Raw genomic sequence first — 26,650 nt, forward strand, 5'->3', positions numbered from 1 at the left:
CTCGGGGGCGTGCGTGCGCCGCCTGGAGCGTGCGGGGGTCTGCCCCGGGGTGTGGACCGTCACGCTGTCCCCCATCGGCCCGGGTGCGGGCGTGTTGAGGGGTCGTCGGCATGAGTCCGCAAGGTCGTCCGGTTCATCCGGGAACGTCCTGCCGATCCACGGCTCCCGCCCTCCATGGGTGGGTCGTGCTCCGTGGCGATGTGGCGCCCTCCATGGCGCCGCGACTGCTGTGGTGCTACTGCGTCACGTAGTTGGTGAAGTTCACCTCCAGCACCGTGTCGTGGTACCCGTCGTTGAGCTGGGCCAGGAACTGGTCCTTCAACGCGACCCGGCTGTCGGTGCCGGAGACCTCGGCCACGGTGCGGCCGGAGTACAGCTCGATGGCGGTGTCGATCGCCTTGGAGGTGTCGATCCCGCCCTCGCCCTCACCCTCGCCCGCCGCCGCGTCCGCGGTCATCTGCATGGCGAAGCCCAGACGCAGGTAGTGCCCGTCGGCGAGGTTCAGGCTGATCGGTTCGACCGTCAGCACCTCGCCCGGCTCCGGCTCCGGCTCGGCCGCCGGTTCGCCCGATCCACCGGGCTTGAGCAGGAAGAAGTAGGCAGCCGCGCCACCGACCACGATCACCAGAGCGGCGATGATGATGAGCAGCTTCTTGGACTTCTTCTTCGGCTCCTCGGCGGCCGGCTCCTCCTTGGCGGGGCTCCCGCCGATCTTGCCGCCGCCGATCTTCTGGCCGCCGCCGATCACACGCTGTTCGATGGGCATCTCACCCCTCCGTTCCGTCGGCCGCCACGGTGGGCAGCAGGGCGCGCACCGTCTCCGGCGCCGCGCTGAGGATCACGATGTCGACCCGCCGGTTGGCGGTCATGGCGTCGTCGCCCGTCCCCAGGACCAGGGGGCGGGTGTCGCCGAACCCGGTGGCCTGGCCCCGGGCTCCGGGGAGTCCGTCGTTCTCCACCAGGCGCCGGAGCACCTGGGTGGCACGGTCGGACGAGAGCTCCCAGTTGGTCGGGTAGCGGCCGGACACCGGGATGGTGTTGGCGTGCCCCTCGACCGCGATCTGTTCGTTCAGGCCCACCAGGGTCGGCGCCGCGTTGTCCAGCACCGCCTGCGCCGTGGGCGTCAGCTGGGCGGAGGCCGGGGCGAAGAACACGTCGTCCGCGACCAGGCCGAGCACCAGGCCCCGCTCGTCGATCCGGAACCGCACGGTCCCGTCCAGGCCCTGGGCGGCCAGTGCGGCGGTGATCTTCGCCTTGACCTCCTCCAGGTGCGCGGCCTCGGCCTGGGCCGCTGCCAGGGTCGCGGCGTCCACCTGGGCGGCCGGATCCGGGTTGGTCGCCGGGTCGGCGGCCTGCATGCCCAGCCCCTCGTCGGCGTCCACCACGCCGGCGGTGCCGACATCGGGGGCGTCCGCCGCGGCGGAGGTGCCGTCCATGATCCCCTCGGACCCGTCCAGCACCGACTGGTTCACCGACCCGTCGCCGAAGCCCGCCGCCAGCGATGCCTTCAGCTGGACGTACTTCTCCTGGTCGACTTGGGAGATCGCGAACAACACGATGAACAGCGCCATCAGCACCGTGATCATGTCGGAGTAGGACACCAGCCACCGCTCGTGGTTGACGTGCTCCTCCTCCTCGTGGCCGCGACGGCGACCCTTGGCGGTGGTGCTCATGCCGCTTCCTTCGCGGCGGCCTGCTCGGGCAGCAGGCTGCGCAGCCGTTCACCGACCAGGCGCGGGTTCGCCCCGGCCTGCACGGCGAGCAGGCCCTCGAGGGTGACCTCCATCTGCTGGCACTCCAGGTCGGAGAACCGCTTGATCCGGGCGCCGATCGGCAGCCACACCACGTTCGCCGACAGGATGCCCCACAGGGTCGCGACGAAGGCGGCGGCGATCGAGTGGCCCAGGCTGGACGGGTCGGACAGGTTCTCCAGCACGTGCACCAGGGAGATGACGGTGCCGATGATGCCGATGGTCGGCGCGTAGCCACCCATGTCGGCGAAGTACTTGGACCAGACCTTCTCCCGGGACCGCTTGGTGGCGATCTTGTCCTCCAGGATCAGCCGGAGGTCATCGGGGTCGGTGCCGTCGATCGCCGACTGCAGACCGCCGCGCAGGAACGGGTCGTCGATGTCCTTGGCGGCGTCCTCCAGCGCGAGCAGGCCCTCGCGACGCGCCCGGTCCGCCAGCGAGACCAGGGTGTCCACCGTGGTCGAGGGGTCCGGGATCTTGTTCATGAAGGCGCGCGGCACGGCGGCGAAGGACGCGATGACGTCCTTGATCGTGTGCCCGGCGATCCCCACGCCGATCGTGCCCACCCACACCAGCAGCAGCGGTGCGGGCAGGAAGATCGACATCGGGTCGGCGCCCTCCATGAGCAGCGCGCCGAAGATCGCGCCGAAGGCGACGACCAGACCGATGAAACCTGCGGGGTCCATCAACGACTCCTGGGACGGAGGGGAACAGGGTCGGCGAGCGGGGTCGAATCCTCAGCGTCCTGGGCGTGGGCCGGTGCCGGGGTGTCCCGGACCAGCTCGACGGCAGGGGTCGGATCCGCCTGGATCTCCTGCGCTCGGGCCAGGAGCTGCGCGCGGTGCTCGTTGACCCGCGCGATCACCTCGACCATCGACTCGCGGACGATGTACTTCGTCCCGTCGATGAGGGTGAGGATGGTGTCCGGCGCGCTGTCGACGCGCTGGAGCAGGTCGGGGTTGACCCCGAACTGGGCCCCATTCAAGCGCGTCACGACGATCACGGCCGTATCCCATCCCTGGTCTGTTGCACGAACTCGGCCCATCCGTGGGCCTTCGATACCTCCCCCATCGGCCGCCACGACCCATTCCTGAGCCTCCGGCAGCCGCCGAGACTCTCTTCCGAGCCTTCCGCGGCCGCCGAGACTCGCGTCTGAGCCTCCGGCGGCCCCCCCCCCCCCCCCCCCCCCCCCCCCCCCCCCCCCCCCTCCCCCCCCCCCCCCCCCCCCCCCCCCCCCCCTTCCGAGCCTCCCGCGGCCGCGGAGCCCCGCGTCTGACCCCCCGGCGCCCGCCGAGACTACGGATATCGACGCGTGCAGCGGGGCTGAGCGTCGGTTTCCGTAGTCTCGGCGGGAGAGAGGGGGCGCGGGGTCAGCGCTTGAGGTTGACGAGCTCCTGGAGGACCTCGTCGGAGGTGGTGATGACGCGGGAGTTCGCCTGGAAGCCGCGCTGGGCGATGATCAGCGACGTGAACTCGCTGGACAGGTCCACGTTGGACATCTCCAGTGCGCCACCGGCCAGCGAGCCGCGGCCACCGGCACCGGCGACGCCGACCTGGGCCTCACCGGAGTTGACCGACGAGCCGAACAGCGAGCCGCCGGCCTTCTGCAGACCGGCCGGGTTGGTGAAGTTCGCCAGGGCGATCCGGCCGATGGCCTGCTTCAGACCGTTGGAGAACGACCCGGTGATGGTGCCGTCCGCGCCGAGCTGGAACGACTGCAGCGTCCCGGCGGAGCGACCGTTCTGGGTGCCGGTGGCCACGGTGTCGACCGAGGCGTAGCCGGTGATGGTGGACAGGTCCACGGTCACGCCGCCCAGGGTGAAGGAGCCGGCGGAGGTCAGCTTGCCGGAGGCGTCGAAGGTCATCGCCTCCGGGGTGCCGGTCGCCGGGTAGGTGGCGGTGCCGTCCGTCGCCGACATGCTCCAGCCGGTGGCGCCCTTGGTCAGGGTCAGGGTGATGTCCCGCGCGTTGCCCTGGGCGTCGTAGACCTCCAGGTCGAGCGACTTGGTGGTGCCGGTGGCGGCGTCCGAGGGCAGGTTGCCGAGGAAGGAACCGGTGGTGGTGCCCACCGCGCCCATCACGGTGCCGGCCGGGACCTTGAGGTCGGTGACCGGGGCGTTGGTGTCGATGACGCCGTTGACGGCCATCCAGCCCTGGACCAGCGCGCCGTCACCCGGCAGGGTCATCTGCCCGGTGGAGTCGAAGTCGAAGGACCCGGCGCGGGTGTAGAAGGTCTCCGCGCCCTTGCGGACCACGAAGAAGCCGTCGCCCTGGATCATCATGTCGGTGCTGCGGCCGGTGAGCTGCGAGGCACCCTGGGTGAAGGACGTGGTGATGCCGGCGACCCGGACACCCAGACCGACCTGCGCCGGGTTGGTGCCACCGGTGCCCTGCTGGGCGGCGCCCGCGCCGGTGACCAGCTGGCTGAGGGTGTCCTGGAACTGGGTCTGCGAGGACTTGAAGCCGGTGGTGTTGACGTTGGCGATGTTGTTGCCGGTGACGTCGAGCATGGTCTGGTGCGAACGCAGACCGCTGATGCCGGAGAACAGTGAGCGGAGCATCTTCGGATCCCTTCGGATGGGTCAGGACTGGGTGTCGTCGGTCGTCTCGGGGAGCTCGGTGGGCCCGCCCGGTGTCGCGACGAAGGAGATGGAGTTCAGGCTGATCTGCTTGTCGCCGATCAGGACGACCGGCACCGAGCCGGAGTAGGAGACACCGGAGACGGTGCCGTTCTGGGTCTTCTTGTCCTCGTCGACCCAGGACACCTGCTTGCCGACCAGGTCGGCGGCGGACATCCGCATCTGCAGGGCGAAGGTCTCGCGGGAGGTGGCGGTCATCTCCTCCAGCGACTCCATGGTGGACAGCTGGGTGGTCTGCGCCATCATCGCGGAGGTGTCCATCGGGCTGGACGGGTCCTGGTACTTGAGCTGGGCGACGAACAGGTTCAGGAACGCCTGCCGGTCCAGCTCGTTGGAGGCGGTCTTGGGGGTGGCACCGGTGCTGCCGGTGCCCCCGGTGATGTAGCTGACGTCGACGGACATGGGGCTGCTCCTCTAGACCAGGAGGTCGAGCCCGCCGGCGGCGGACATCGGGCGGACGGTGGGGGTGGACTCGGGCTGTCCGGTCACGGCGGCGGGGACTGCCTGGCCGGAGGTCGGACGGGGCGCACGGGGGTCGGTGCCGCGCTGGTCGGTGCCGCCGGTCTGCGACTCCCCCAGCTGCACATCGGCGGCCAGACCCGGCTGCTGAGCCAGATCGCGGCGCAGGTCCGGCAGTGCGGCCCGCAGGGCGTCCCGACCGGCGTCGGTGGCGCCGACCAGCTCGACCCGCATCGACTCCGGTCCGATGTGCGCCACGACCTGGACCGTGCCGAAGTGCTCCGGCGTGACCGTCATGGTCAGCACGTGCCGACCGGGACCGGCGGCGCGCAGGCCGGGCAGCTGCTCGGCGAGCTTGCCCGCCAGCTGGTCGGCCAGCGGGGCGGCGGTGTCGCGGGTGGCGGTCGCCAGGGTGACGGCACCGACCTGCACCGCGGGGGCCGACGCTGCCTGCGGTGCCACGGCGGCGGTGGGCTGACCGGAGGCGGCAGGGGCCGGGGCAGCGGTGGCGGTGGTCGAGGTGGTCGCCGCGACGGCTGCCTCGGCGGCCCGCGGGCCGACGGCAGCGGCCACCATCTCCGGTGCCAGCCGGGTGTCCGACGACGCCGTGGCCGGGGCCGGGGCGGCCGCCGGGACGGCGACGGTCGGTGCGGCGCCGGAGGCCGTGCCGGCCGGGGCGGTCGCCGCGTCGGACGGAACGGTGACGGCGGGGTCGACCGGGGCGGCGTCGTCAGCCGACTCCTCCGGGTTGGTCGGCTGCGCAGCGGAAGGGGTGGACTCGTCGGACACCGGCTGCGGGGTGGTCGCGTCCTCGGTCGCCACCGCGGCTGTCGGGGCCGCGAGGATCGGGGCGGTGGGGACCTGCGGCTCTGCCGGCGCCGGGGTGGTCGGCAGCGCCGGGGCGGCGTCGACGGGGTTCGGCATCGACTCGACCGCGGGCACCGGTGCCGCGCTCGGCCCGGCGGTGGGGTCGGTCGTGGCCGCAGGGTCGGTGGTGGCGGCCGACCCGGCGGTGGAGTCGGTGGTGGCAGCCGGGTCGGCCGGGGCGGCGTCGGACGCGGTGGTCGCGCCGTCGTGCTGCGCGGCCATCCGGTCGGCGCGGTCGGCGGCGGTCCGGTCGCGCTGCACCGTGCGGGTGTCGGCGGCGTCCTTGTTCCGGGCGGCGGCGGCCCGGCTGCGGTCGGCTCGGTCGGCGGCGGCCTGGTCGCGGAGGTCGGCGGCAGCGCGGCTGCGGTCGGCGGCGGCGGCGCGGTCGGTGGTCGCGCGCTGGCGGTCGGCGGCGGCACGGTCGGCGGTGACGGCGCGGTCGGTCCGGCTGCGGTCCGCCCCGGCCCGGTCGGGGGTGCGGGTGGCGCTCCGGTCGTCGCGGACGGCACCGGCCAGCACGGCGTCGAAGCCGGTGGACCGGGTGCCGGTGCGGGCGGCCTCGGAGACGGCCCCGGTCCGGTTCAGGACGGTGTTCTGCACGATGGTCATGCGGTCGCTCCCCACAGGGCTGACAGGTCGGTGGTGGGCGGGGTGGCGCCGGAGAACAGCCCGGTGGTCGCCCCGTTCCCGGCGAGCAGGGCCAGGGCGGTCTGCCCGGCGGCGGTCGAGGTGTCCGTGGTGGACGTGGTGGCCGGGCCGGCCGTGGTGGCGGCACCCCAGCTCGCGGTCGCCGGGCCGGCGACCTCGGCGGCCGACGGCAGGATGCGGCGGATGGTGGTCGGCTCGGTGTAGACGTCCCGGATCCGGACCTGGTCGCCGGGCTTCGGCGCGTCGATCATCTTGCCGTCGCCGACGTAGATCCCGATGTGCGAGCCACCGCCGAAGACCACCAGGTCGCCCGGCCGTGCCTGGTCCAGCGACGGCACCTCCTGGCCCAGGGTCATCTGCTGCCGGGCGGTGCGCGGGATGTCGGTGACCCCGAGGTCGGCGAGGGCACGCTGCACCAGCCCGGAGCAGTCGAGCCCGCCCTCGGCGAGTGACTCACCGCCCCAGACGTACGGAGTGCCCTGGTACTTCTTCGCGGATTCGACCAGCGCCTCACCGGTGACGGTGGAGCCGGAGGCCGCGGGCGTGGTGGTGGCCTGGGCCGCGGAGAGCGCCTGGGCGAAGACCGGCTCGGTGCTCACGGCGGACGTGCTGACGGTCGGGGTGCTGACGGTCGGGGTGAAGGCCGCCTGCAACTCGGCGATCCGGGCCTGCACCGCGGCGATGCCGGTCATGCGTCCTCCCCCGGCACGGTGGGCCGCGAGCCACCACGGCGACCGGCGATCTCGTCCAGCACGATCTGCTCGGCGCGCTGGTCGGCCTCGGTCTCGGCGGTGACGTGCTTCTCTTCCAGCTTCTCCAGCGTGCGGGTCCGGGTGCGGGCGGCCGACCAGTCGTCGGCGCGCTCGTCCATCACCTGCTGGGCGGCCACGGTCAGCGCCCGCTGCTCGACCAGCAGACCGCTCAGCGCCAGACGGCTGGCGATGATCGCCCGCATCGCAGTCGGGTTGTTGCCGAGCGGGAACTGCGCCGCGCCCAGGGCCTCCTCGGTGGCGACCCGCCGGGCGACCGCCGCGTCCCGGGACCGGGTGGCACCGGCCAGCTCGACGGCCGCCTGCTCCTCGGCCAGGGAACGCAGCCGGAGCAGACCTGCCAGACGGAACGCGCTCATCGGATCTCCCCCATCGCGTCGACCAGGGCGGCCAGCCGGGACCAGGACTGTGCGGCGGGTGCCGCCTCGTCCATCCCCTGGCGCAGGAAGTCGTCGATCGCCGCGGCGTGGGTGACGGCGGCGTCGACCAGCGGATTCGAGCCGGACACGTAGGCACCCACGTCCAGCAGGTCCTGGGCCTGACGGCGGGCGGCCATCACCCGGCGCAGCTGGGTGGCGAGCTGCTTCTGCCCACCGTCGAGCACCCGGGAGGCGACCCGGCTGATCGACCCGAGGGCGTCCACCGACGGGAAGTGCCCGGCCACCGCGAGCTTGCGGTCCAGCACCACGTGACCGTCCAGGATGGAGCGGGCGGCGTCGGCGATCGGCTCGTTGTGGTCGTCACCGTCGACCAGCACGGTGTACAGCCCGGTGACCGAACCGACCGGACCGGTGCCCGCACGCTCCAGGAGCTGGGCGAGCAGGGCGAAGGTGCTCGGCGGGTAGCCCCGGGTGGCCGGCGGCTCGCCGACCGACAGGCCGACCTCGCGCTGGGCCATCGCGACCCGGGTGAGCGAGTCCATCATCAGCACCACGTCGTCGCCGCGGTCCCGGAACCACTCGGAGATCCGGGTCGCGACGAACGCGCTGCGCAGGCGGACCGCGGGCGGCTCGTCGGAGGTGGCGACCACCACCACGGAGCGGGCCAGTCCCTCGGGGCCGAGGTCGTCCTCCAGGAACTCGCGCACCTCACGGCCACGCTCACCGACCAGCGCGATCACCGACACCTGGGCCTCGGTGCCCCGGGCGATCATCGACAGCAGACTCGACTTGCCGACGCCGGACCCGGCGAACAGGCCGAGCCGCTGTCCCCGACCGGCGGAGACCAGGGTGTCCAGCACCCGCACGCCGAGCTCCAGCGGCTGGTCGACCCGGGCGCGGGCCAGCGGGTGCGGCGCGTGTCCGGTGACCTCGACCTGGTCGACGCCGACCAGCGGTCCCTTGCCGTCGATCGGGCGGCCGAGGCCGTCCAGCACCCGACCGAGCAGCCCGGGGCCGACCGGCGCGGACAGCGCCCGACGGTGCGGGCGGACCCGCATCCCGGCACGCAGGCCGTGCGTGGGTCCCAGCGGCATGCAGTGCGCGGAACCGGCACCGGTGGCGACCACCTCGGCCAGGGTCTCGGCGGTGTCGGAGCCGATACCGGTCTCGATGCCGACCAGCTCACCGACAGCGGCGCCGGTGCCGGCGACCTCGACGGTCAGGCCGACCACACCGCGGACGGTGCCGGTGCGCTCCGGGGCGGCGGCGGTCAGTGCCCGGTGCCAGCGCGGGGCGGCGGCGGGCGAGAACGCGTGGGTGGTCACCGGGGCCGACAGCGGCTCGGCGACGCCGCGCTGGGCGGGGATCACCGGGCTGCCAGTTCGGTGCGGGCGCGGTCGAGGGCAGCGCCGATCCGCGCGTCCAGCACGCCCTCGGGGAACTCCCCCACCGCATCGCCCGGGGCGAGCGAGGGGTCGGCGACCAGCTGCACGCCGGTCAGCGACGGGTCGACGTCCACCCCGGCGGCCCGCAGCGTCGCCAGGTCGGCGGGGTGCAGTCGCACGGTGTGCAGCCCGGCGCCGGGGGCGGCCGCGAGCACCCGACCCAACGCCGCGCGGGCGGAGGTGTCGGCGTCGGACAGTTCCCGGCCCAGCACCGCGGCGGCCAGCTCGACCGCCGCCGCGACCAGCGCCTGCTCCGCGTCGACCAGCACCGGCAGGGCACGGTCGGCGGCGGCTCGGGCAGCGGCCGCCAGCGTCGCCAGCGCCGCCTGGTGGTCGGCCTCCCGCCGGGACTCGGCGAGCAGCAACTCGGCGCGGACCCGCTCGGCCTCCAGTTCGGCGGCCCGGGCCGCCTCCCGGGCTCCGGCGGCATAACCGCTGGCGTAGCCCGCGGCGTAGCCGGCGGCCCGCGAGTCGCCGGTCTGCTGCGCCGGCACGGCACCCGCGAAGGCGGGGGTGAAGGTCTCAGGCAACGTACTCGTCCTCGCCCTCGCGGCGGATCACGATCTGCCCGGACTCCTCCAGGCGACGGATCACCTGGACGATGCCGGCGCGGGCCTCCTCGACCTGGGACAGGCGCACCGGGCCGAGCAGCTCGATCTCCTCCTCCAGGTTCTCCCGGGCACGCTCGGAGAGGTTGCGCAGGATCTTCTCCCGCACCTCCGGGGCGGCACCCTTGAGGGCCACGGACAGCTCGTTGGTCTCCACCCCGCGCAGCACCAGCTGCATGGCGCGGTCCTCGAGCAGGACGATGTCCCCGAACACGAACATCCGGCTGCGCACCTCGTCGGCCAGCGACTCGTCCCGGCTGGTCAGCCCCTCCAGGATCAGCTTCTCCGTGGTGGGGTCGGCGCGGTTGATGATCTCGACCAGCGGCTGCACGCCACCGATCGCCGCCATCTCGTTCGGGGTGAGCACGGTGGAGGCCTTGCGCTGCAGGCTCTCCGCGATCACCTGGACCACATCCGGGGATGCCCGCTCCATCAGGGCGATGCGGTGCGCGACCTCGGCCTGACGCTCGCCGGGCAGACCGGCCAGGATCGCCGAGGCGTGCTCCGGGCGCAGGTGGGCCAGCACCAGGGCGACCGCCTGCGGGTGCTCGCCGTTCAGCAACGAGAGCACCTGACGGGCGTCGGCGTGCTGCAGGAACTCGAAGGGCTGACCGGCCATCGAGGTCTGCAGCCGCTCGATCATCCCGGCCGCCTCGTCCCGGCCCAGCGCCCCTTCGAGCAGCTGGGTCGCGGCGCCGAGACCGCCGCCGACCGTGGGGCCGATCGCGGATGCCTGGTAGAACTCCTCGATCACCTCGTCGGCGACCCCCGGGTCGAGCCGCTCCAACCGCATGATCTCCGCGGTCAGCTCCTCGATCTCGGCGGTGTCGAGCTGGGCCATCACCCGGGCTGCCCGCTCGCGGCCGAGCTGCAGCAGCAGCATGGCGGCCTTCTGGGTCCCGCTCAGTCCGATCGTCGTGGTGGACATCAGCGCCGTCCTGCCGGGTTGCTCATCCAGCCGCGGAGCAGGTCGGCGACCTCACCGGGCTGTTCGTCGGCCAGGGCGGAGATCTCGGCCCGCTTGACCGCCAGCGACTCGGCGACGGGGTCGACCTCAGCGGGTCCAGGCAGGGCGGGAGGGATGTCCGCGGGCTCCTCCAGCTCCGGCAGGTCGGCCGGCGGCTCCATCACGGTGGTCAGCTCGCCGATGTCTAGCGCCTCCCGGCGGGCGCGGCGCGAGCGACGGGCCAGCACGATCCCGATGATGATGACCAGCAGGAGCAGCGCCCCGGCGATGGCCGCCTGGCGGATCATCGACTCGCGGGCGGCGGCGGCGCTCTCGGCGTCCGCGGCGGCCAGTGCCTGGGCGGCGGCGTCGGCACCGGTGGTGTCGAAGGCCATCCGCTGCACCGCGATCGTGTCGCCGCGGGCCGCGTCGATCCCGGCCGCCGCCGACAGCATCGCGGTCAGCTGCGCCATGTCGACCCCGGCGGACGCCGTGGTGTCCACCGCGACGGCCAGCGACTGGCGGCGCACCGAACCCGGTGCCTGCTGGGTGACCTCGGTGACCTTGTTGACGGCGTTGTTCACGTCCTCCGAGGTGCTCTTGTACGAGCCGTCCCCGTTGCCGTCACCGTTCGGTACCGCGATGTTGTCCGGGCCGAGCACACCGGTGGCGTTGCCGGAACCGGTGCCGGTGTACTCCTCGGTGGTGGTCGAGGAGGCCAACGGCGGCACGTTCTCCGCGGCGGTGAACTCCTCGGTGGTGCGCTGGGTCTGGTCGTAGTCCAGGTCCGCGGTCATGGTGACCGCCGACTTGCCGGTGCCGAGCACCTGGTCGAGCAGCGCCTGGACGGCGGTGGTGACCCGGGACTCGTAGTCGGTGGTGGTCTGGTTGCCGGAGGCACCCGCGACACCGGTGCCGACCGCGGACAGCACCTGGCCGGAGGCGTCGATCACCGCGACGTCGGTGGCCTTCATGCCCTCGATCCCGGCGGAGACCAGGTGCACGATCGCCTCGACCTGATCGGTGGACAGCGTGGTGCCGGTCTTGGTGCGGATGAACACCGAGGCGGTCGGGTCCTGCTTCTCGGAGACGAACACCGAGTCGGTCGGCAGCGCGAGCTTCACGCTGGCCGAGTCGACACCGGACATCGCGCCGATGGTCTTGGCCAGCTCGCCCTCGATGGCGCGCTGGTAGGTGGTCTGCTGCTGGAACTCGCTGGACGTCATCGACATGCCGTCGAGCAGCGAGTAGCCGTCGCCGTCCTCGTTCGCCGGCAGACCGGCGGCGGCCAGCTTGAGCCGCATCGAGTACAGCTGGTCGTTGGGCACCATCACGGTGGCACCGCCGTCGGTGAGCTGATACTTCACGCCCTCCGAGTTGAGCTGGTCCACCACGGCGGACGCGTCCGACGCCGACAGGCCGGAGAACAGCGGGCTCATCGTGGGCTTGGCGGCCCAGTTCGCCAGCGCGATCCCGCCGAGGACCAGGGCAGCGACCGCGATCAGCGCGAAGGTGCGCTGCGGGAGGCTGAACTGCTTGACCGCACCGGTGAGGCGGCCGAACATCGACTTCACCTGGGCGGGCATCAGGCCTGCATCCTCATGATCTCGGTGAAGGCGTCGACCGCCTTGTTCCGGACGGCGGCGGTCAGCTCGAGCTGGAGCTTCGCCTCGGCGGCGGCCACCGTGTAGTCGTGCACGTCGTCCAGGTCACCGGAGACGGCCTTGATCGCGAGCTCGTTGCTGGTCGACTGCGCCTGGGTGACGTTGGTGATCGCGCCGCTCAGGACGTTCGAGAACCCGTTGTCGCCGACCGCGTTCGTCGTCGTGGCGGGGCTCAGGGCGGGCAGGTAGGAGGTGCCGGTCACGCCGGACACGGGGCTGATGCTCATGCGTTGCGTCCGATCTGGAGAGCTGCCTCGTAGGAGGCCTTGGCCCGGTCGACCACCGCGGCGTTCGCCTGGTAGCCGCGCTGCGCCATGATGAGCTGCCCCATCTGGCTGGCCATGTCGATGTCGGGGTACTTGACGTAGCCGTCGGCGTCCGCCAGCGGGTTCGTGGGCTCGTAGACCATCCGGCCCTCGGCGGACCCCAGGGCGATGCCGCTCACCTGGGCGCCGCCGCCGTTCTGGGCGGAGATCTCCGAGGCGACCACGTACTTCGCCTGGTAGGCGGCCTCGTTGGTGGGCCGCACGGTGTTCAGGTTGGACAGGTTGTCCGACACCGCGTCGATCCACTTGCGGTAGACGGTCATGCCGGTGCTGGCGATGCCGATCGCCCCGAAGGTGGTCATCAGGAGGTCCTCATCGCGGAGCGGATGGACGAGAAGGTGCCGTCGATCGCCTGCGTGGCCAGCTGGTAGCGCAGGTTCGTGTCGACGTTGAGCAGGGTCTCGGTGTCGAGGTTGACGTTGTTGCCGTCCTCGCGGGTGGGCTCCAGGGAGCGCGCCACCGAGGCGGTCGCAGCACCGCTGCCGTTCGAGACGGCGCGGGTCAGGGCGTCCTCGAAGCTGACCCGCTTGGCGTGGTAGCCCGGGGTCTGGATGTTCGCCACGTTCTCGGCGATGGTGCGCTGGCGCAGCGCCAGACCGTCAAGGGCGCTGGAGAGCGCGACGAAGCTCACGGAGTCGAACATGCCCATCGGCCAGTGATCCTCTTCGAGGGTGGTTCCTGGTCGGCCGATCCGTGGCCTGCTGCGCGAGCGATCCGTGCTCGCTGTCCCCATCGGTCACCGCGTCGTCACGATGAGAGGTTTTTTGCGCCGTCTTCGCAGGTCAGGGCATTCTGTCGGGCATTGTCCGAATTGCCGTAAAAGCCGTCTCAACCCTCGGCGTCGAGGTACACCGGCAGGGCGGGTGCCTTGGCGGTGATCTGCTGCACGACGGCGGCCTCGCGGCGACTCATCGCGGCGGCCGCGGCGGTGCGGTGAGCGAGGTCGAGGTGTCGGGCGAGCAGTGCCTCGGCCCGGTCCTTCAGTTCCAGCGGCAACGGACCCAGTCCGTGCGGCGGCGTCCACCGAGGCACCTCGACCAGGGGCAGGTGGGCGGCGGCCAGCAGCCGCTCGGCGTCGTCGGCCGCCAGCTCCAGCTCGTCCAGCGCGGACAGCCAGGCGACCTCCCAGTCCAGCAGGTCAGCCGACACCGAGCACCCCGGTGGGGGCTCCGAGCACTCCGGCCCGCTGGGTCGGCACGTCGGCGGACATGCTCGCCGCCGCCTCGTGCCAGGTGTCCCGCAGCGGGGCGATGACGCCGCGCACCCCGGCCACCCGGTCGGCGTCGCCGGTCAGCCCGGCCTCGATCAGCTCGGAGAGCGCGAAGGTGTAGAGCGCGAGCAGCCCTTCGCCGCCCTCCCAGGCGTCCACGTCCAGGTCGGCGATCAGCTCGGCGACGATCTGCTGGGCGTGGGCCACCTGCTGGACACCCTCCGGTCGGCGACCCTCCCGCAGTGCTGCCTCGCCCCGGTCGAGGTCGAGGACCAGCCGGTCGTACAGCATGGTGAGCAGCTTCGCCGGGCCGGCGGTGGCGACCGCGTCAGCCAGGAAGCGCGAGCGATAGGCGTCGATGCCAGCCATCTTCCGGTCCCCCGTCACTTCGAGTTCGAGTTGAGCTGGGCGATCTGGCCGGAGAGCCAGTCGGACTGCGACTGGAGGTTCGACAACGAGACCTCCAGCGCGGCGTAGGTCTTCACCAGGGCGGCCCGTCGATCGGTCAACCGGGTGTCCCAGCTCGCGATCCGGTCGGTCAGGTCGTCGACCTCGCCCTGCCAGGTGGTGATCTGGCTGGTCAGCGTGCCCTTGGTGGTGTCGGAGGCGGTGGTCGCGACCTTCTCCACGTTGCCCGCGAGCGTGGTGATGACCTTCTGCACCTTGGCGGGGTCGGCGGCCATCGCCGTCGCGAAGACGTCCGCGTCGAAGGTGAAGGTGCCGTCCTTGTTCAGCACGATGCCGACCTGCGCGGCGGAGCTGTCGCCCACCGCGGCCGACCCTGCCCGGGTGACCTCCTGCTGGAGCAGCCGCACCGTGGTGTTGCCCGACAGCAGGCCACCCTTGATCAGCTTGCCGCCGTCGGAGGCGGTGCCGGTGGAGCTGGCGGTGCGCGAGGCGATCTCGGACAGCACGGTGTTCAGGTTGTTCACCAGACCGGACGCCAGCGAGCTGAGCGCCGCGTCGTTGCGGCTGATCGTCACGGTGACCGGGTCGGTGCTGGTCTTGACCGCATTCACCGTGACGCCGGTGGCGAGGTCGGTGAAGGTGTTGGTGCTCGAGGTGACCGCGGACTCGGCGTCGGAGCCCGGCCACAGCGTGATCTTCGCGTCCGAGGCGGCGCGGATCGACTGCGTGGTCAGGCTGGACCCGTCCAGCGGGTTGTCGGCGGTGAGGGTGAAGGCATGTCCGGCACCGGTCTCGGTGGCGGTCAACTGCAGCCGGATCTGCGGGTTGTCGGCGGTGCCGACGTTCAGGGCGGAGGCCTTCACCCCGGTGCCGTCGGCATTGAAGGCCGCCAGCACGTCGGTGATGTTGCTGCTCACGGGAGTGAGGGTCTGCGTCGACCCGTCGGCGGCGGTCAGCGTGAAGCTCGGGGACCCGTCGTAGTACGCGGGCAGGGAGTACATCGTCGACTGGGACGCGGCCACGGCGTCCACCCGGAAGGTCAGGGTGGAGGGGGTGGCGCTCTCACCGATCGAGACGCCGGCGACGGCGGAGTCGGAGGTGGTGGCCTTCACGGCCTGCCAGGAGGTGGCGGTGGCGGCGGTCTTCGCCGAGGTGGCCAGCGAGGCGACCTTGGTGTTCAGCGCCTGCAGTGCCGCGACCAGGGAACTGGTGGAGGACTTCTTGGACTTCAGCAGGGTCTGCTGGTTGGCCTCCACGGCCATCAGCTTGTCGATCACGTCACTGGTCTTCAGACCGCTGACGAGTCCGTCGATGCCCATTCCGGCCATGGCGGGATGTTCCTCTCCGATGATGCGCCACGGGCGGCGAGCCGGATGTGGGTCCGACTCGCCGCCCGTGGACTACAGAATCACTGCAGGAGCTGCAGCACGCTCTGCGGGATCGACTTGGCCTGCGCGAGCATGGCCGTACCGGCCTGGGACAGGATCTGGGCGCGGGTGAACGAGACCATCTCCTTCGCCATGTCGGTGTCGCGGATCCGGCTCTCCGAGGCGGTCAGGTTCTCGACCGCGACGTTGAGGTTGTTGATGGTGTGGTCGAAGCGGTTCTGGACCGCACCCAGCTGGGAACGGGTCTTCGACACGTCGGTGATCGCGGCGTCGATCAGGTCGATCGCCTCGGTCGCCCCGGACTTCTGGGTGAAGGTCGGGGAAGCGGCGGCCACGGCGGAGGCGGACGCGTCCGCTGCCGGGGTGGTGCCGGTGATGACCAGGCCGTCGGTGGCGTCGAACGCCGCCGTCACGCCAGCACCGAAGGTCTTGGTGAGGGCGGTGTTCAGGGTGGCCAGGTCGGCGGTGCCGGCGCCGGTGGCACCGGTGCCCTCGAACTTCACCGAGGCGAGGTCCAGGGACTTGGAGCCGATGGAGATGGTGCCGTTCAGGCCCTTGAGCGAGGTGTCCGCGTCCAGGCTGGCGATGGCGACCGAACCGGCGGTGCCGGCCACGGCGTTGGTGACGGTGGCAGCGGTGGCGTCGGAGGCCACGGCGGTCACGTTGATGCCGTTGACACCCAGACCCTCCGAGGACAGCCCGTTGGCACGGGTCAGGTCCACGGTGATCTTGTCCTGCGCCGAGGTGTTGGCGCCCACCTGGAAGGTGCCGGAGTACTTGCCGTCCAGCAGCTTGGTGCCGTTGAACTGCGTGGTGTCGGAGATCCGGGTCAGCTCGGTCTTGAGCTGGTCCATCTCGTCCTGGATGTTGCCCTTGGCGGTGTCGGACAGACCACCGTCGTTGGAGGCCTGGACGGACAGGGTCCGCATCCGCTGCAGGATGGAGTGGGTCTCGGTCAGGGCGCCTTCAGCGGTCTGCACGACCGAGATGCCGTCCTGAGCGTTACGCACTGCCTGCTGGGTGCCACCGATCTGGGCACGCAGGCCCTCGGAGATGGCCAGGCCGGCTGCGTCGTCCGCCGCGCGGTTGATCCGCAGGCCGGAGGACAGCTTCTCCAGCGAACGGCTCAGGTCGTTCTGCGTGTTGGACAGGTTGCGGTACGAGTTCATCGCCGCGAGGTTCTGGTTGATCGACAGACCCATGATCGTTTCCTCCGTGAGTGGGGTCGTAGGTGGCCCATCCGTGGGCTCACCCGGTCACATCGGCCGGGCGGGAACCCGGCTGAGGGTTTTGGGGGCGGAAGTTCTCAGACCGCGAAGGTCTGGTGCTCCGCGGGGGTGTGCTGCGTCGGCACCGTGTGCGGTGCGGCGGCGGCGGACATGGCGGCCCGGCTGGCCACCGCGGCGAAGTAGGACCGGCGACGGCGCTCGGCCACGCCGTCCGGGCGGGCACCGGTCGGCACCAGCTCCGGGTCGAGGCTCGCGTTCAGCCCGTCCTTCATCAGACCGAGGCCCTCGGTGCGCAGCTGGCTGATCCGGGACTGGGTGACGCCCAGTTCCTCCGCCAGTTCGGCCACCGACCGGTCCTGCAGGAACAGGCCCTCGATCACTAGGCGCAGTCGCTCGGGCAGCGTCTCGACCGCCGCCCGCAGGTAGCGCAGCCGCTCCCCCATCAGGACGTTGTCCTCCGGGCCGGGCGCCTCGTCCCGGACCAGGTCGGCGACCGGGTGCACGGTGGCGTCCATCGACAGCACCCGACGCTCGGCGTCCTGGCGGGCCTGGTCCACCGCTGCCACATCGGTGCCCAGCTCGCTGGCGAGCTCGGTGCGCGACGGGGTGCGGCCCAGGGTCGCGGTCAGTCGGTCGCTGGCGGCACCCAGTTCACGGGCGCGGTGCCGGGCGCCACGGCTGGCCCAGTCCATCGAACGCAGCTCGTCGATCAGCGCGCCCCGGATCCGCAGCGCGGCGTACCGGCTGAACGGCACCCCGGTCTCCGGGTCGTAGGCACGGGAGGCCAACACCAGGGCGAGGTGCCCGGCCGAGACCAGGTCCTCCCGGCTGACGGTGGCGGGCACCCGGGCGAGGACCTCGCTGACGTGGTAGCCCACGAGCGGGAGGTTCGCGACGACCAGGTCGTCGGCGGCGGGGGCGGCTGCGTTGTTCACGATCCGGTTCTCGGCCCCGCGCTGAATGGCCTTGAGCGTTTCCCAGGAACTTCATCGCTTGTCCGATTCCTCCCCGAAATACCGGAATTTCGGACCTATCCGGTCGACGAATCGGACAAGCGACCCCATTCCTCCGGGTGACACCCGGTTGGGTGTGATGCACGTCACAGTGACAGTCGTCCGATCCGTCCGATTCACCTGGGAGGACCCTGGGATTCGCCGGGACTGTTCACATCCCTCACCGGACGACCGATGAGCAGGGGGTAGCACCCACACCACCCCAGCGAAGGAGACCCGCGCGATGGCGCTCAGCGAGCTGTCCGACGTCCTGTGGACCGAGCGACACCTGCTCGAACTCCTGCTCTTCAAGCTGGAGGAGGAGCAGCTGCTGCTGACCAGCGGCCGCACCCGCTGGCTGGCCCACGCCACCCGCGAGGTGGAGACGGTGCTGGACCAGATCCGCGACGCCGAACTCGGCCGCTCGGTCGAATCCGATGCCGTCGCCTTCGAGTTGGAGCTGCCCGCCGGCTCCTCGCTGGCCGCCCTGGCGGAGCACGCCCCCGCCCCCTGGGACGAGCTGCTGCGGGCGCACCGCGACGCCTTCGTCACCCTCACCACGGAGATCGCGCAGCTCGCCGACGGCAACCGCGAGCTGCTCGCGATGAGCCACCGCGCCACCCAGGAGACCTTGCTCTCACTGCAGGACTCCGTGCAGACCTACGACGGCCAGGGCAACTCCGCCGCCTCGGACCGCACCGCCCAGCTGATCGACCGGTCGTTCTGACCGGCAGATGAGGACTAGTAGACGATGAGCACCTTTTCCGGACTCGGCACCGCGCTCTCCTCGCTGATCGCTCAGCGGCAGGGGCTGGAGGTCTCCGGCCAGAACGTCGCCAACGCCAACACCGTGGGGTACACCCGCCAGCGGGCCACGATGTCGTCCCTGCCGGCCTCGTCGGTCCCCTCCATGTTCGCCACTTCCTCCGGGGTCGGCCAGGGGGTCTTCACCAGCGGCTTCGAGCGGATGGGCGACATCTTCGTCGACGCCCGGCTGCGCACCGAGACCTCCGGCGCCGCCTACCTCAAGCAGATCAGCGCCTCCTACACCCAGCTGGAGGACGCGGTCGGCGAGCCCGGGAAGACCGGGCTGTCCAGCCAGCTCACCGAGATGTGGACCGCGTGGTCCGAGGCCGCCAAGTCCAGCAACACCTCCGCCTCCCGGTCGGTGCTCCTGGAGCGCTCGACCGCGGTCACCAACCGGATCGCCACCCTCTACAACGGTGCGCAGACCCAGTGGAACCAGACGCTGACCACGACCCAGTCGCTGGTCACCCAGGTCAACACCACGGCGAACAACCTGGCCGACCTGAACAACCGCATCCTGTCGATCACCAACGCCGGCGGTTCGGCCAACGAGCTGATGGACGCCCGCGACCAGCTGATCACCCAGCTCTCCGGCCTGGTCGGCGCCTCGGTCCGGATCCAGGAGAACGGCACCGTCGACGTGATGGTCGCCGGCAACGCCCTGGTGAACGGCGCCAAGGCGAACGCCCTGGAGGTCACCGGGGCGAAGAACTTCGACCAGGCGATGGCCGGTGAACAGGTGTCGGTGGTCTGGGCCAAGAACCAGGCGAGCGCCGGACTGGACGGCGGCCGGGTCGCCGGGCTGCTGACCGTGCTCGCCCCGCCGAACGCCACCGGCACGGGCGGGATGCTCACCGAGGCCGCCACCGGCTACAACGCATTGGCCACCCAGATCGCCACGCAGGTGAACGCGCTGCACTCCACCGCGTACACCGAGGCCGGTTACGCCACCGCGACCACCGCCGGGGACTTCTTCGCCCTGGAGGCGGGCAAGCCCGCCGCCCTCGGCCTGAAGGTCGCGATCACCGATCCGAAGGACATCGGACTTGCGGCGGCGGGCGCGGGTGCGCTGGACGGGTCGATCGGCGACAAGCTCGCCGCCCTGGCCACCGACACCACCGGCCCGAACGCCACCTGGTCCGCGGCCGTGGTCCAGCTCGGCGTGCGCGCCGCCAGCGCGTCCTCCCGGTCCTCGGTCGCGGAGGCCGCTCGGGCCACCTCCGAGGCACAGCAGCTGGCCCAGACCTCGGTGGACACCGACGAGGAGAGCATCAACATGCTCGCCTACCAGCGCGCCTACGAAGGCGCCGCCCGGGTGCTCACCGCCATCGACGAGATGCTCGACACGCTGATCAACCGCACGGGGGTGGTGGGCCGATGACCGCGATCGGACGGGTGACGCATCTGACGGTGCGCAACTCGACGCTGAACAACCTGCAGGACAATCTGAAGAAGATGGCGGACCTGCAGTCGCAGGCGTCCTCGGGGAAGACCATCAACCGTCCCTCGGACGACCCGGCCGGTGCCTCCGACATGCTCCGCCTGCGCGACGAGCAGCGCATGCTGGACCAGTACGACCGGAACGCCGCCGACGGCAAGGCCTGGCTCACCACGGTCGGCGACGCCCTGACCACCTCGCTGGCCGACGCCCGCCGGGTCCGGGTGCTCACCCTCCAGGGCGGTGACGCGGCCCTGGGCCAGACCTCCCGGATCGCGCTCGCCGAGGAGATCGACGGACTGAAGGCCGACCTGCTGCGCCAGGCGAACACCAGCTACCTCGGTCGCAGCGTCTTCGCCGGGACCACCGCAGGCGGCGCGTTCGCCGACGACGGCACCTTCCGCGGCGTCGCCAGCGGCAGCGTCACCCGCACGGTCGGTGACGGCACCACTGTCCGGGTGGACTCCACCGGCAGCGCCGTCTTCGGCGACGGGCCCGACTCGGTGTTCGCCCTGCTCGACACGATCTCCGCCACGCTGCGCGCCGGAGGCGACCCGACCGACCAGGTCGATGCCTTGGACGGCCACATCACCGCGATGCTCACCGAGGTCGCCTCGGTGGGTGCGCGCACCAACCAGGTCGAGACGGCGCAGAGCCGGATCGTCGACCAGACGCTGAACAGCAAGACGCGTCTGTCGGAGATCGAGGACATCGACCTGGCGCAGATCATCCTGGACCTGCAGACCCAGGAGGTCGCCTACAAGGGCGCCCTCGGGGCCGCCGCCAAGGTCCTCCAGCCGACTCTCCTGGACTACCTGCGATGACCATGACGCTTGAGACCACGCCGCTCGTGCTGCCCACCACGCTGCACCTGACCACGCCCATGCCGGGCCTGGACGAGCACACCGAGTTCGAGGTGTCCGCCCTGGACGAGTCCGGATCGCTGTACGCCCTGCGCTCGGCCCCCGAGGGCGCCCGACCGGTGCGGCTGTTCGTCGTCGACCCGGAGCCGTACTTCCCGGACTACACCCCGCGGATCGGCGCCGACGTCCACGCCCAGCTCGGTGCCGACCAGCTCCGGGTCCTGGTCGTGGTCCGTCCGGCGCAGGGCACGCAGCCGCCCACCGCCAACCTGCTCGCCCCGCTGCTGGTCGACCCGGCCACCGGCGCTGCGATGCAGACCGTCCTCACCGACGACTGGCCGCTGCGCGCGCCGCTCGGCCGCCCGTGACCCTCCCTGGAGAAGCGATGACCACCGTCGGAGTCGGCACCGTCACCGTCCTGCGCCAGCCCGTGGTGCAGCCCGACCGCTCGGTCTACGGCTACGCCGTCCAGGTCCGGGTCACCGGGACCGACGGTCGCCCGCTGCCCGACGAGCTCGCCGAGCAGCACGCCGACGCCGAGTACGCGGCCCTCGACCTCTCCGGTCTGGCCGCCGACCGGCTCGTGCTGCTCCGCGGCACCGTCGGTGTGCTCGCCGGGACCACCTCCATCTGGGGTGACCCGGAACGGCTGATGCTGGAGATCACCCCGACGCTGGCCCGGCACCCCGAGATCGACGCCCTGGTCGCCCTGGCCCAGCAGCGCGGCTCCCGGCTCGCGCTGGCCGACTACGACGGCTCGGCACCGCAGGACCGCCTGCTCGACCGGGTCGCCCTGGTCAAGATCGACCTGGCCCGCTACGACGACCAGCTCGCCCTGCTGGTCGACCGTGCCCACCACGCCGGTGCCGCGGTCATCGCCGAGCGCGCCGACACCACCGAGCGGATCGCCCGGGGCATCGACCTCGGCGCCGACCTGCTCCAGGGCCCGATGTTCCAGCGCGACCAGACACCCGTGCGCCGCGCGTTCAACGCCGGCGAGCTCCAGTGCCTCGAACTGCTGCGCATCCTGTCCGCCGACCAGGTGGACCAGAACGCCGTCGTCACCACCGTGGCCGCCGACCCCGAGCTGTCCATGCGGGTGCTGCACCTGGTGAACTCCTCCGCCTTCGGCCTGCGCACCGAGGTCGACTCCGTCCGCCAGGCGGTCGTCCTGGTCGGCCCCCGGCAGCTGCACGCCCTGGCCATCGCCTCCCTGATCGACGCCCGACCCAACACGGTCGCCGCGCTGTGGACCGTGCTCACCCGCGCCATGACCTGCCGCACCCTCGCCGGTGACGACGCCGGGTACACCGTCGGACTGCTGTCGGCGGTCGCCGCGCAGCAGGCCATCGAGCTCACCGACCTGGTCGAGCGCACCGGCATCTCCGACCAGCTGTCCGCCGCCCTGCTGCGCCACGAGGGTCACCACGGCCACGTGCTCGCCGCGGTGCTCGCCCACGAGGAGAACGACTCCGACGCGGTCGCCGCCACCGGGCTGGAACCGTGGGACGTGGCGCACGCCTACCTCGCGGCGGTGCCGCAGGCGCTGGCGACGGCGACGTCGTTGGCGTTCGGGGGGAACTGAGGCCCCGCACCACCCCCTAGGCTGGCCTCCGTGCCGTCATTCCTGCAGCTCGCGCTGCGCCCCGAACGCCGCCGACCCACCCCCGACCCGGTGCCGGTGAGTCTGCGTCCGGTGTTCCGGTTCGGCATCGTCGCGTGGGCGGTCGCCTTTGTGGTGGCGCTGGTGCTGTGGCTGACCGGCCCGATCGGGCCACACGGGCCGGTGACCTGCGCGGTCGGCGGGCTGCTCGGGGTGGCGGGGCTGTGGTGGGTGCGGCAGCGGCCTGGGCGCTGACGGACAGTACGGCTCGCGCTGCCCACGGCCCGTCGGCTGACGACGACTAGGAGTAGTGCCCGATCGGTGCGTACTCACGCCAGTCGGCGAAGTGCTGCACGGTGGCCGACGAGGGGTCGCAGTCGCCTGTCACAGTCTGGTTGCCACGCACCCACAGGGCGGGCGGGTCGAGACCGAGGTCCGTGAGACGAGCGATCTCAGCCTCCGTCAACGGGCTGAGGGTGGTGTCGACCAAGATTCCTTGGCGCTGATCATTGTCGTAATCGCGTGATTTACCGGTGTCCTTGCTGACCTCGTCGGTGGTGTACCCACACGAGCGAACGACGATCGAGCCATCAGGATTGTCCGTCACCGACTGTACGGTCTGCGGCGCGGGGCCGATCGACACCCACCGGTATTGCGGCGGCGCGGGCCTGAGGTCGGGTTCGCGGGCCGGGTCGAAGTACTGGGTGTATTGCGCGAACTCCCGGGTGTCGGTGAGTTCGGACCAGGCCCAGATCATGTTGGTGGTGCGCATGATCTGGACGGCCAAATGGTCTTCGAACGGGGCCGTAGCATCCAGAGCCGGTTCGAGCGGGGCGATGTCCGCGACCGGGTACGGCGGACCCGTGGGCGAAGGCTCAGCTGTCGTGTCATCGGTGCACGCAGCCAGCACGAGCGCGGCGATCACGGCCACGACGGCGATCGCTCGTCGCCCGGCGCGCAGTGGCATGGGCCGGGTCATGAGTAGTGGCCGATCGGTGCGTACTCACGCCAGTCGGCGAAGTGCTGCACGGTGGCCGACGAGGGGTCGCAGTCGCCTGTCACAGTCTGGTTGCCGCGCACCCACAGGGCGGGCGGGTCGAGACCGAGGTCGGTGAGACGAGCGATCTCCTCGTCAGTGAGCGGGCTGAGGGTGGTATCGACCAGGAGACCTCGCTGCTGGGCACTGACATAGTCGCGTGGTTCACCGGTGTCCTTGCTGACCTCATCGGTGGTGTACCCGCACGAACGCACCACTGTTGAACCGTCGGCGTTGTCGGTCACCGACACAATCACCCGAGGTTTCGGACCGATGGCGATCCAACGGTATTGCGGTGGCGCGGGCCTGAGGTCGGGTTCTCGCGCGGGGTCGAAGTACTGGGTGTATTGCGCGAATTCCCTGGTGCCGATCAGCGTCGACCACGCCCCGATCATGCTGGTCGTGCGCATGATCTGCACCGCCGGGTGGTCCTCGAACGGGGCAGCGGCATCCAGGGCCGGTTCGAGCGGGGCGATGTCCGCAACCGGGTACGGCGGACCGGTGGGCGATGGCTCAGCGGTCGAGTCATCGGTGCACGCAGCCGATACCAGGGCGGCCGCGAGCATGAGCGCGGTCAGGATGCGTCGGCGGGTGCGGGCGGTCATGGCATGTCTCCCCGGTTCACCGAATGGCGGTCGCCGTCCTCGTCGATGGTGGTGACGTCGTACATGTCGTCGGTGGTGGGGCTGTTGAGCGCGGTGGCTTTGTCTCCGTACTCGGTCATCGCCTCATTGACCAGGGTCTGGGCGGTGGTGGGGTAGGCGGGGTCGATCTGCTCCCACGGGCCGACTAGGCCCTGGTCGAGTGCGTTCTGCAGGGTGGCGTGCCCTTGGTCGATCCCGGCCTGCTCGGTGATGTTTCCGGTGGCGGATTCGCGGATGGCGGTGATCTCCTCCGGGGAGAGCATGTCGCCCCAGTGGTCTTGGGCCAGCAGGTCGAGGTTCCCGGCGGCGATGTCGATCAGCCAGTCCACGGCTGCTGAGCCCGTGCTGACCCCGGGGATGATCCCGATGATTCGCATCATGGTGTCCAGGTCCTGACGGGACTGGGCGTCGAGGGCTTCGGCGTGGTGGGCTGCCTCGGCGGTACAGGACGCCTGCGTCAGCCCGTACACACCTCCCAACCCGCGCAGCAGCTTCTCAGCCGTCTCCCGATCCGGGTGACCCGCCCCGGTGACGTGTGCGAACACCTGTTGTCCGTAGTCACCGACGGCAGCACCGATCGTCCCCAGTGCTGCCAGGTCAGTGGTCGCGATCCCCAACACCCGGGACAGGTTCCCCAACGGCACCCCGAACGCCGGGACCTCCACCAACCGGCCATCGATGAGGACCGTTGCCTTGTCCTGCCCATCTTCCGTTTCGGCCACCGTCACCATGCCGCCGAGATCGGCACCGATCTCCGGCACAAAGGTGGCCAGCGCCTGCGCGATGTCGAGTTGCGCGGCACCGGACATGGTCCCGACCTGCAGGTGCTGGTTCCCGCCGAGCCGTTCGGTGGCCAGGGCAGCGAACTGCACGATCCCGGTCCAGGTCGCGCCCAGCGGGTCGTTGCTGTGCGCCTGGAGCCCTTCGGAGCTGTTCACGATCGCGTCGATCAGCGCTGCGGGTCCCTCGAACCCGTCATCACCCCAGTCGTAGCGCCCGAACCAGTAGTCGCTGACCCCGTCCGCGCCCAGCAGGTCCATGGCTTGTGCGGGGATGGCGGTCAGCTGGTCGAAGATCGCGCCCATCAGGGTGGGCACCGACCCGCCGAGGTTCCGGCGCACCTCGGCGTCGTACTCGGCGCGGGTGTACCCGTAGAAGTCGATGGTCGGCAGTGAGGCCCGGGTGATCAGCGCGAACCGCTCGGGGTCACCGGCCCGGATCTGCTCGACCCGGGTGAACGCGCCCACGGCGACCTGGGGGTTCAGTCCGGGGGTCCCCAGCAGGGACGGGACGATCATCGAACGGGCGTAACCGTCCATGGTGTCCACCAGGCCGGTGCCCCAGCCCTGCGCGGTCGGGGCGTCCCAGGTGGTCGACGCGGTGGCCAGCCCCACACCGAGCAGCCCGGAGAGCGTCGCGGCACTGACCCCGCCGCGGAATGCGTGGTGCAGATCGTCGGCGGTGGCGAACTCGGCCATGAAGCCGGTCAGACCCTCGGGTCCCAGCCCGTCGTAGAACCGGGCCATCACCTCATCGTCGGCGGAGTACATCATCAGGAACTGCGCGACCAGGTCGTAATCGGCGCCCGTGCGCTTGTCGGAGCCGATCCGCTCCAGCAGGTCCTCGACCACGTCGTCGACGTTCCTCGGTGTGCCACCGGACCGGTAGGCGATCTGGGTCCACGCGGTGGCACCCGGTCCCGGAGCTGTCTGCAAGGCGGCGATGATCCGCGCGTCCAGCGCCCGGCGCCGCTCCCCGAGCTCCTCCAGCAGTCGTTCCTGGAACCGGACGGCGGTCCGCGCCTCAGCTGTCTCTCGCTCCAGGGACGCCGCCCGGAGGTGACCCGCGGAATCGGCGAGGTCCACCGTCGAGCGAGCCGACGTCAGCTGCGCCTGATACGCGGCCACTTCCTGCTCACCGTTGCTCAACCGCCACCGGATCGCATCACCCTCCTCTTGCAGCAGGAACAACCCGTTGGCGTAATCGATCAGCGCCTGCGACACCCGCGCCCACCCCTGCGCCGTGGCCTCGGCCAGCTGCTCGACCGACACGCACGACGCCACCATCGCCTGCGCGCCCTGCCCGGCCCACACCTGATCGCTCACCCGGCCCCGCGCAGCACCAGCGATCTGACGACGCTCCAGCACCTCGGCCGCGACATCCTCGATCTGCCACCCGGCGCTCCGCACCACCGACACATCACCCCGGTCCGGGAACCGGTCAGCCTCGCTCACGACCCGGCACCCGCCAACGCCGCATCCGCCTGCTGCATCACCGCGACAGCCGCACGCGCCTGAGCACCCAACCCGGTCCAACTCTCAGCCAGGTTCGACTGCTGGTCGTACACCATCGTGAACGCCTGCCCGAACGCCTCCGCGACACCGGCCGACCCGCACGCACCGATCCCGGGACGCAGCACCGACATCCCCATCCCGGCCCGGGACAGCTCACCCGCCACCGCTGTCATCTCGCCCGAGTCCAGCACCAGCTCGCCCACGACACACCCTCCTGCCTGCGCACTGAATCGGC

General features: G+C 71.4%; 31 protein-coding genes. 6 read left to right on the forward strand and 25 right to left on the reverse strand.

Going from position 1 to position 26,650, the window contains the following annotated elements; translation table 11 throughout:
• Window positions 1-235: 235 nt before the first annotated feature.
• The 21 genes from HGK68_RS13195 to HGK68_RS13300 form a co-directional block, all read right to left on the reverse strand.
• Entirely contained in the window at window positions 236-766 is a 531-nt protein-coding gene (locus HGK68_RS13195) for a flagellar basal body-associated FliL family protein (protein WP_169166381.1), read from the reverse strand.
• Window position 767: 1 nt separating this feature from the next.
• Complete coding sequence (locus HGK68_RS13200) at window positions 768-1,673, reverse strand: OmpA/MotB family protein (protein ID WP_169166382.1); 906 nt, start codon at window positions 1,671-1,673, stop codon at window positions 768-770.
• Entirely contained in the window at window positions 1,670-2,437 is a 768-nt protein-coding gene (locus HGK68_RS13205) for a motility protein A (protein ID WP_169166383.1), read from the reverse strand. Before HGK68_RS13205 ends, HGK68_RS13200 begins: the two co-directional genes overlap by 4 nt.
• Window positions 2,437-2,745 carry a flagellar FlbD family protein gene (locus HGK68_RS13210; RefSeq protein WP_246260373.1) on the reverse strand — a complete coding sequence of 103 codons (309 nt, stop codon included), beginning with the start codon at window positions 2,743-2,745 and terminating at the stop codon, window positions 2,437-2,439. Before HGK68_RS13210 ends, HGK68_RS13205 begins: the two co-directional genes overlap by 1 nt.
• Before the next feature lie 376 nt (window positions 2,746-3,121).
• A complete protein-coding gene (locus HGK68_RS13220) occupies window positions 3,122-4,312 on the reverse strand; it encodes a flagellar hook protein FlgE (RefSeq protein ID WP_169166385.1) in 1,191 nt (396 codons plus the stop codon).
• A gap of 21 nt (window positions 4,313-4,333) precedes the next feature.
• Window positions 4,334-4,792 carry a flagellar hook capping FlgD N-terminal domain-containing protein gene (locus HGK68_RS13225; protein ID WP_169166386.1) on the reverse strand — a complete coding sequence of 153 codons (459 nt, stop codon included), beginning with the start codon at window positions 4,790-4,792 and terminating at the stop codon, window positions 4,334-4,336.
• Between the two features lie 12 nt (window positions 4,793-4,804).
• Window positions 4,805-6,325 carry a flagellar hook-length control protein FliK gene (locus HGK68_RS13230; RefSeq protein WP_169166387.1) on the reverse strand — a complete coding sequence of 507 codons (1,521 nt, stop codon included), beginning with the start codon at window positions 6,323-6,325 and terminating at the stop codon, window positions 4,805-4,807.
• On the reverse strand, window positions 6,322-7,056 hold the full coding sequence (locus HGK68_RS16280) for a C40 family peptidase (protein WP_169166388.1): 735 nt from the start codon (window positions 7,054-7,056) through the stop codon (window positions 6,322-6,324). The genes HGK68_RS13230 and HGK68_RS16280 overlap by 4 nt, the downstream gene beginning before the upstream one ends.
• On the reverse strand, window positions 7,053-7,493 hold the full coding sequence (locus HGK68_RS13240) for a flagellar export protein FliJ (protein ID WP_169166389.1): 441 nt from the start codon (window positions 7,491-7,493) through the stop codon (window positions 7,053-7,055). The genes HGK68_RS16280 and HGK68_RS13240 overlap by 4 nt, the downstream gene beginning before the upstream one ends.
• Window positions 7,490-8,839 (reverse strand): FliI/YscN family ATPase, encoded by a 1,350-nt coding sequence (locus HGK68_RS13245; protein ID WP_169167124.1) that lies wholly within the window; start codon window positions 8,837-8,839, stop codon window positions 7,490-7,492. Before HGK68_RS13245 ends, HGK68_RS13240 begins: the two co-directional genes overlap by 4 nt.
• A gap of 41 nt (window positions 8,840-8,880) precedes the next feature.
• Window positions 8,881-9,489, reverse strand: a complete 609-nt coding sequence (locus tag HGK68_RS13250; RefSeq protein WP_169166390.1) for a FliH/SctL family protein — start codon at window positions 9,487-9,489, stop codon at window positions 8,881-8,883.
• Window positions 9,482-10,495: a flagellar motor switch protein FliG gene (gene fliG / locus HGK68_RS13255; RefSeq protein WP_169166391.1), complete on the reverse strand. Its 1,014-nt coding sequence runs from the start codon at window positions 10,493-10,495 to the stop codon at window positions 9,482-9,484. The genes HGK68_RS13250 and fliG overlap by 8 nt, the downstream gene beginning before the upstream one ends.
• A complete protein-coding gene (gene fliF / locus HGK68_RS13260; RefSeq protein WP_169166392.1) occupies window positions 10,495-12,099 on the reverse strand; it encodes a flagellar basal-body MS-ring/collar protein FliF in 1,605 nt (534 codons plus the stop codon). Before fliF ends, fliG begins: the two co-directional genes overlap by 1 nt.
• Window positions 12,099-12,404 (reverse strand): flagellar hook-basal body complex protein FliE, encoded by a 306-nt coding sequence (fliE, locus tag HGK68_RS13265; RefSeq protein ID WP_169166393.1) that lies wholly within the window; start codon window positions 12,402-12,404, stop codon window positions 12,099-12,101. Before fliE ends, fliF begins: the two co-directional genes overlap by 1 nt.
• Window positions 12,401-12,805 (reverse strand): flagellar basal body rod protein FlgC, encoded by a 405-nt coding sequence (locus HGK68_RS13270; RefSeq protein WP_169166394.1) that lies wholly within the window; start codon window positions 12,803-12,805, stop codon window positions 12,401-12,403. Before HGK68_RS13270 ends, fliE begins: the two co-directional genes overlap by 4 nt.
• Window positions 12,805-13,146 carry a flagellar basal body rod protein FlgB gene (locus tag HGK68_RS13275; RefSeq protein ID WP_169167125.1) on the reverse strand — a complete coding sequence of 114 codons (342 nt, stop codon included), beginning with the start codon at window positions 13,144-13,146 and terminating at the stop codon, window positions 12,805-12,807. Before HGK68_RS13275 ends, HGK68_RS13270 begins: the two co-directional genes overlap by 1 nt.
• A 185-nt stretch (window positions 13,147-13,331) precedes the next feature.
• A complete protein-coding gene (locus HGK68_RS13280) occupies window positions 13,332-13,652 on the reverse strand; it encodes a hypothetical protein (protein WP_169166395.1) in 321 nt (106 codons plus the stop codon).
• The gene (locus HGK68_RS13285; protein WP_169166396.1) at window positions 13,642-14,082 is read right to left on the reverse strand and encodes a flagellar export chaperone FliS; all 441 of its coding nucleotides are present in this window, start codon (window positions 14,080-14,082) and stop codon (window positions 13,642-13,644) included. The genes HGK68_RS13280 and HGK68_RS13285 overlap by 11 nt, the downstream gene beginning before the upstream one ends.
• Window positions 14,083-14,096: 14 nt before the next feature.
• Entirely contained in the window at window positions 14,097-15,449 is a 1,353-nt protein-coding gene (fliD, locus tag HGK68_RS13290) for a flagellar filament capping protein FliD (protein WP_169166397.1), read from the reverse strand.
• Window positions 15,450-15,529: 80 nt separating this feature from the next.
• Window positions 15,530-16,711, reverse strand: coding sequence for a flagellin N-terminal helical domain-containing protein (locus tag HGK68_RS13295; protein ID WP_169166398.1), 1,182 nt, complete (start codon window positions 16,709-16,711; stop codon window positions 15,530-15,532).
• 104 nt (window positions 16,712-16,815) lie between these two features.
• Entirely contained in the window at window positions 16,816-17,673 is an 858-nt protein-coding gene (locus HGK68_RS13300; protein WP_169166399.1) for a sigma-70 family RNA polymerase sigma factor, read from the reverse strand.
• Window positions 17,674-17,974: 301 nt separating this feature from the next.
• On the opposite strand from HGK68_RS13300, the gene flgN reads away from it, so the two are divergent.
• Genes flgN through HGK68_RS13330 form a run of 6 tightly spaced genes read left to right on the forward strand, consistent with a single transcriptional unit; the run spans window position 17,975 to window position 22,696 of the window.
• Window positions 17,975-18,457 (forward strand): flagellar export chaperone FlgN, encoded by a 483-nt coding sequence (gene flgN, locus HGK68_RS13305; RefSeq protein ID WP_169166400.1) that lies wholly within the window; start codon window positions 17,975-17,977, stop codon window positions 18,455-18,457.
• A gap of 24 nt (window positions 18,458-18,481) precedes the next feature.
• Window positions 18,482-19,918 (forward strand): flagellar hook-associated protein FlgK, encoded by a 1,437-nt coding sequence (gene flgK, locus HGK68_RS13310; protein ID WP_169166401.1) that lies wholly within the window; start codon window positions 18,482-18,484, stop codon window positions 19,916-19,918.
• Window positions 19,915-20,799: a flagellar hook-associated protein FlgL gene (gene flgL, locus HGK68_RS13315; protein ID WP_169166402.1), complete on the forward strand. Its 885-nt coding sequence runs from the start codon at window positions 19,915-19,917 to the stop codon at window positions 20,797-20,799. Before flgK ends, flgL begins: the two co-directional genes overlap by 4 nt.
• Complete coding sequence (locus tag HGK68_RS13320) at window positions 20,796-21,206, forward strand: flagellar assembly protein FliW (protein ID WP_169166403.1); 411 nt, start codon at window positions 20,796-20,798, stop codon at window positions 21,204-21,206. The genes flgL and HGK68_RS13320 overlap by 4 nt, the downstream gene beginning before the upstream one ends.
• A 17-nt stretch (window positions 21,207-21,223) precedes the next feature.
• Complete coding sequence (locus tag HGK68_RS13325) at window positions 21,224-22,423, forward strand: EAL and HDOD domain-containing protein (RefSeq protein WP_169166404.1); 1,200 nt, start codon at window positions 21,224-21,226, stop codon at window positions 22,421-22,423.
• A 30-nt stretch (window positions 22,424-22,453) separates the two neighbouring features.
• On the forward strand, window positions 22,454-22,696 hold the full coding sequence (locus HGK68_RS13330; protein ID WP_169166405.1) for a DUF2530 domain-containing protein: 243 nt from the start codon (window positions 22,454-22,456) through the stop codon (window positions 22,694-22,696).
• Window positions 22,697-22,742: 46 nt separating this feature from the next.
• Here the strand turns inward: HGK68_RS13330 and HGK68_RS13335 are convergent, their stop codons facing one another.
• The 4 genes from HGK68_RS13335 to HGK68_RS13350 are packed head-to-tail and all read right to left on the reverse strand — an operon-like array spanning window position 22,743 to window position 26,618.
• Window positions 22,743-23,408, reverse strand: a complete 666-nt coding sequence (locus HGK68_RS13335; RefSeq protein WP_169166406.1) for a hypothetical protein — start codon at window positions 23,406-23,408, stop codon at window positions 22,743-22,745.
• Between the two features lie 8 nt (window positions 23,409-23,416).
• Window positions 23,417-24,082: a hypothetical protein gene (locus HGK68_RS13340; RefSeq protein WP_169166407.1), complete on the reverse strand. Its 666-nt coding sequence runs from the start codon at window positions 24,080-24,082 to the stop codon at window positions 23,417-23,419.
• Window positions 24,079-26,355 (reverse strand): hypothetical protein, encoded by a 2,277-nt coding sequence (locus HGK68_RS13345; protein WP_169166408.1) that lies wholly within the window; start codon window positions 26,353-26,355, stop codon window positions 24,079-24,081. The genes HGK68_RS13340 and HGK68_RS13345 overlap by 4 nt, the downstream gene beginning before the upstream one ends.
• Window positions 26,352-26,618, reverse strand: coding sequence for a hypothetical protein (locus tag HGK68_RS13350; protein WP_169164733.1), 267 nt, complete (start codon window positions 26,616-26,618; stop codon window positions 26,352-26,354). Before HGK68_RS13350 ends, HGK68_RS13345 begins: the two co-directional genes overlap by 4 nt.
• Between the last annotated feature and the right edge of the window lie 32 nt (window positions 26,619-26,650).

This window comes from Cellulomonas taurus, from assembly GCF_012931845.1.
Classification (GTDB): Bacteria; Actinomycetota; Actinomycetes; order Actinomycetales; family Cellulomonadaceae; genus Cellulomonas; species Cellulomonas taurus.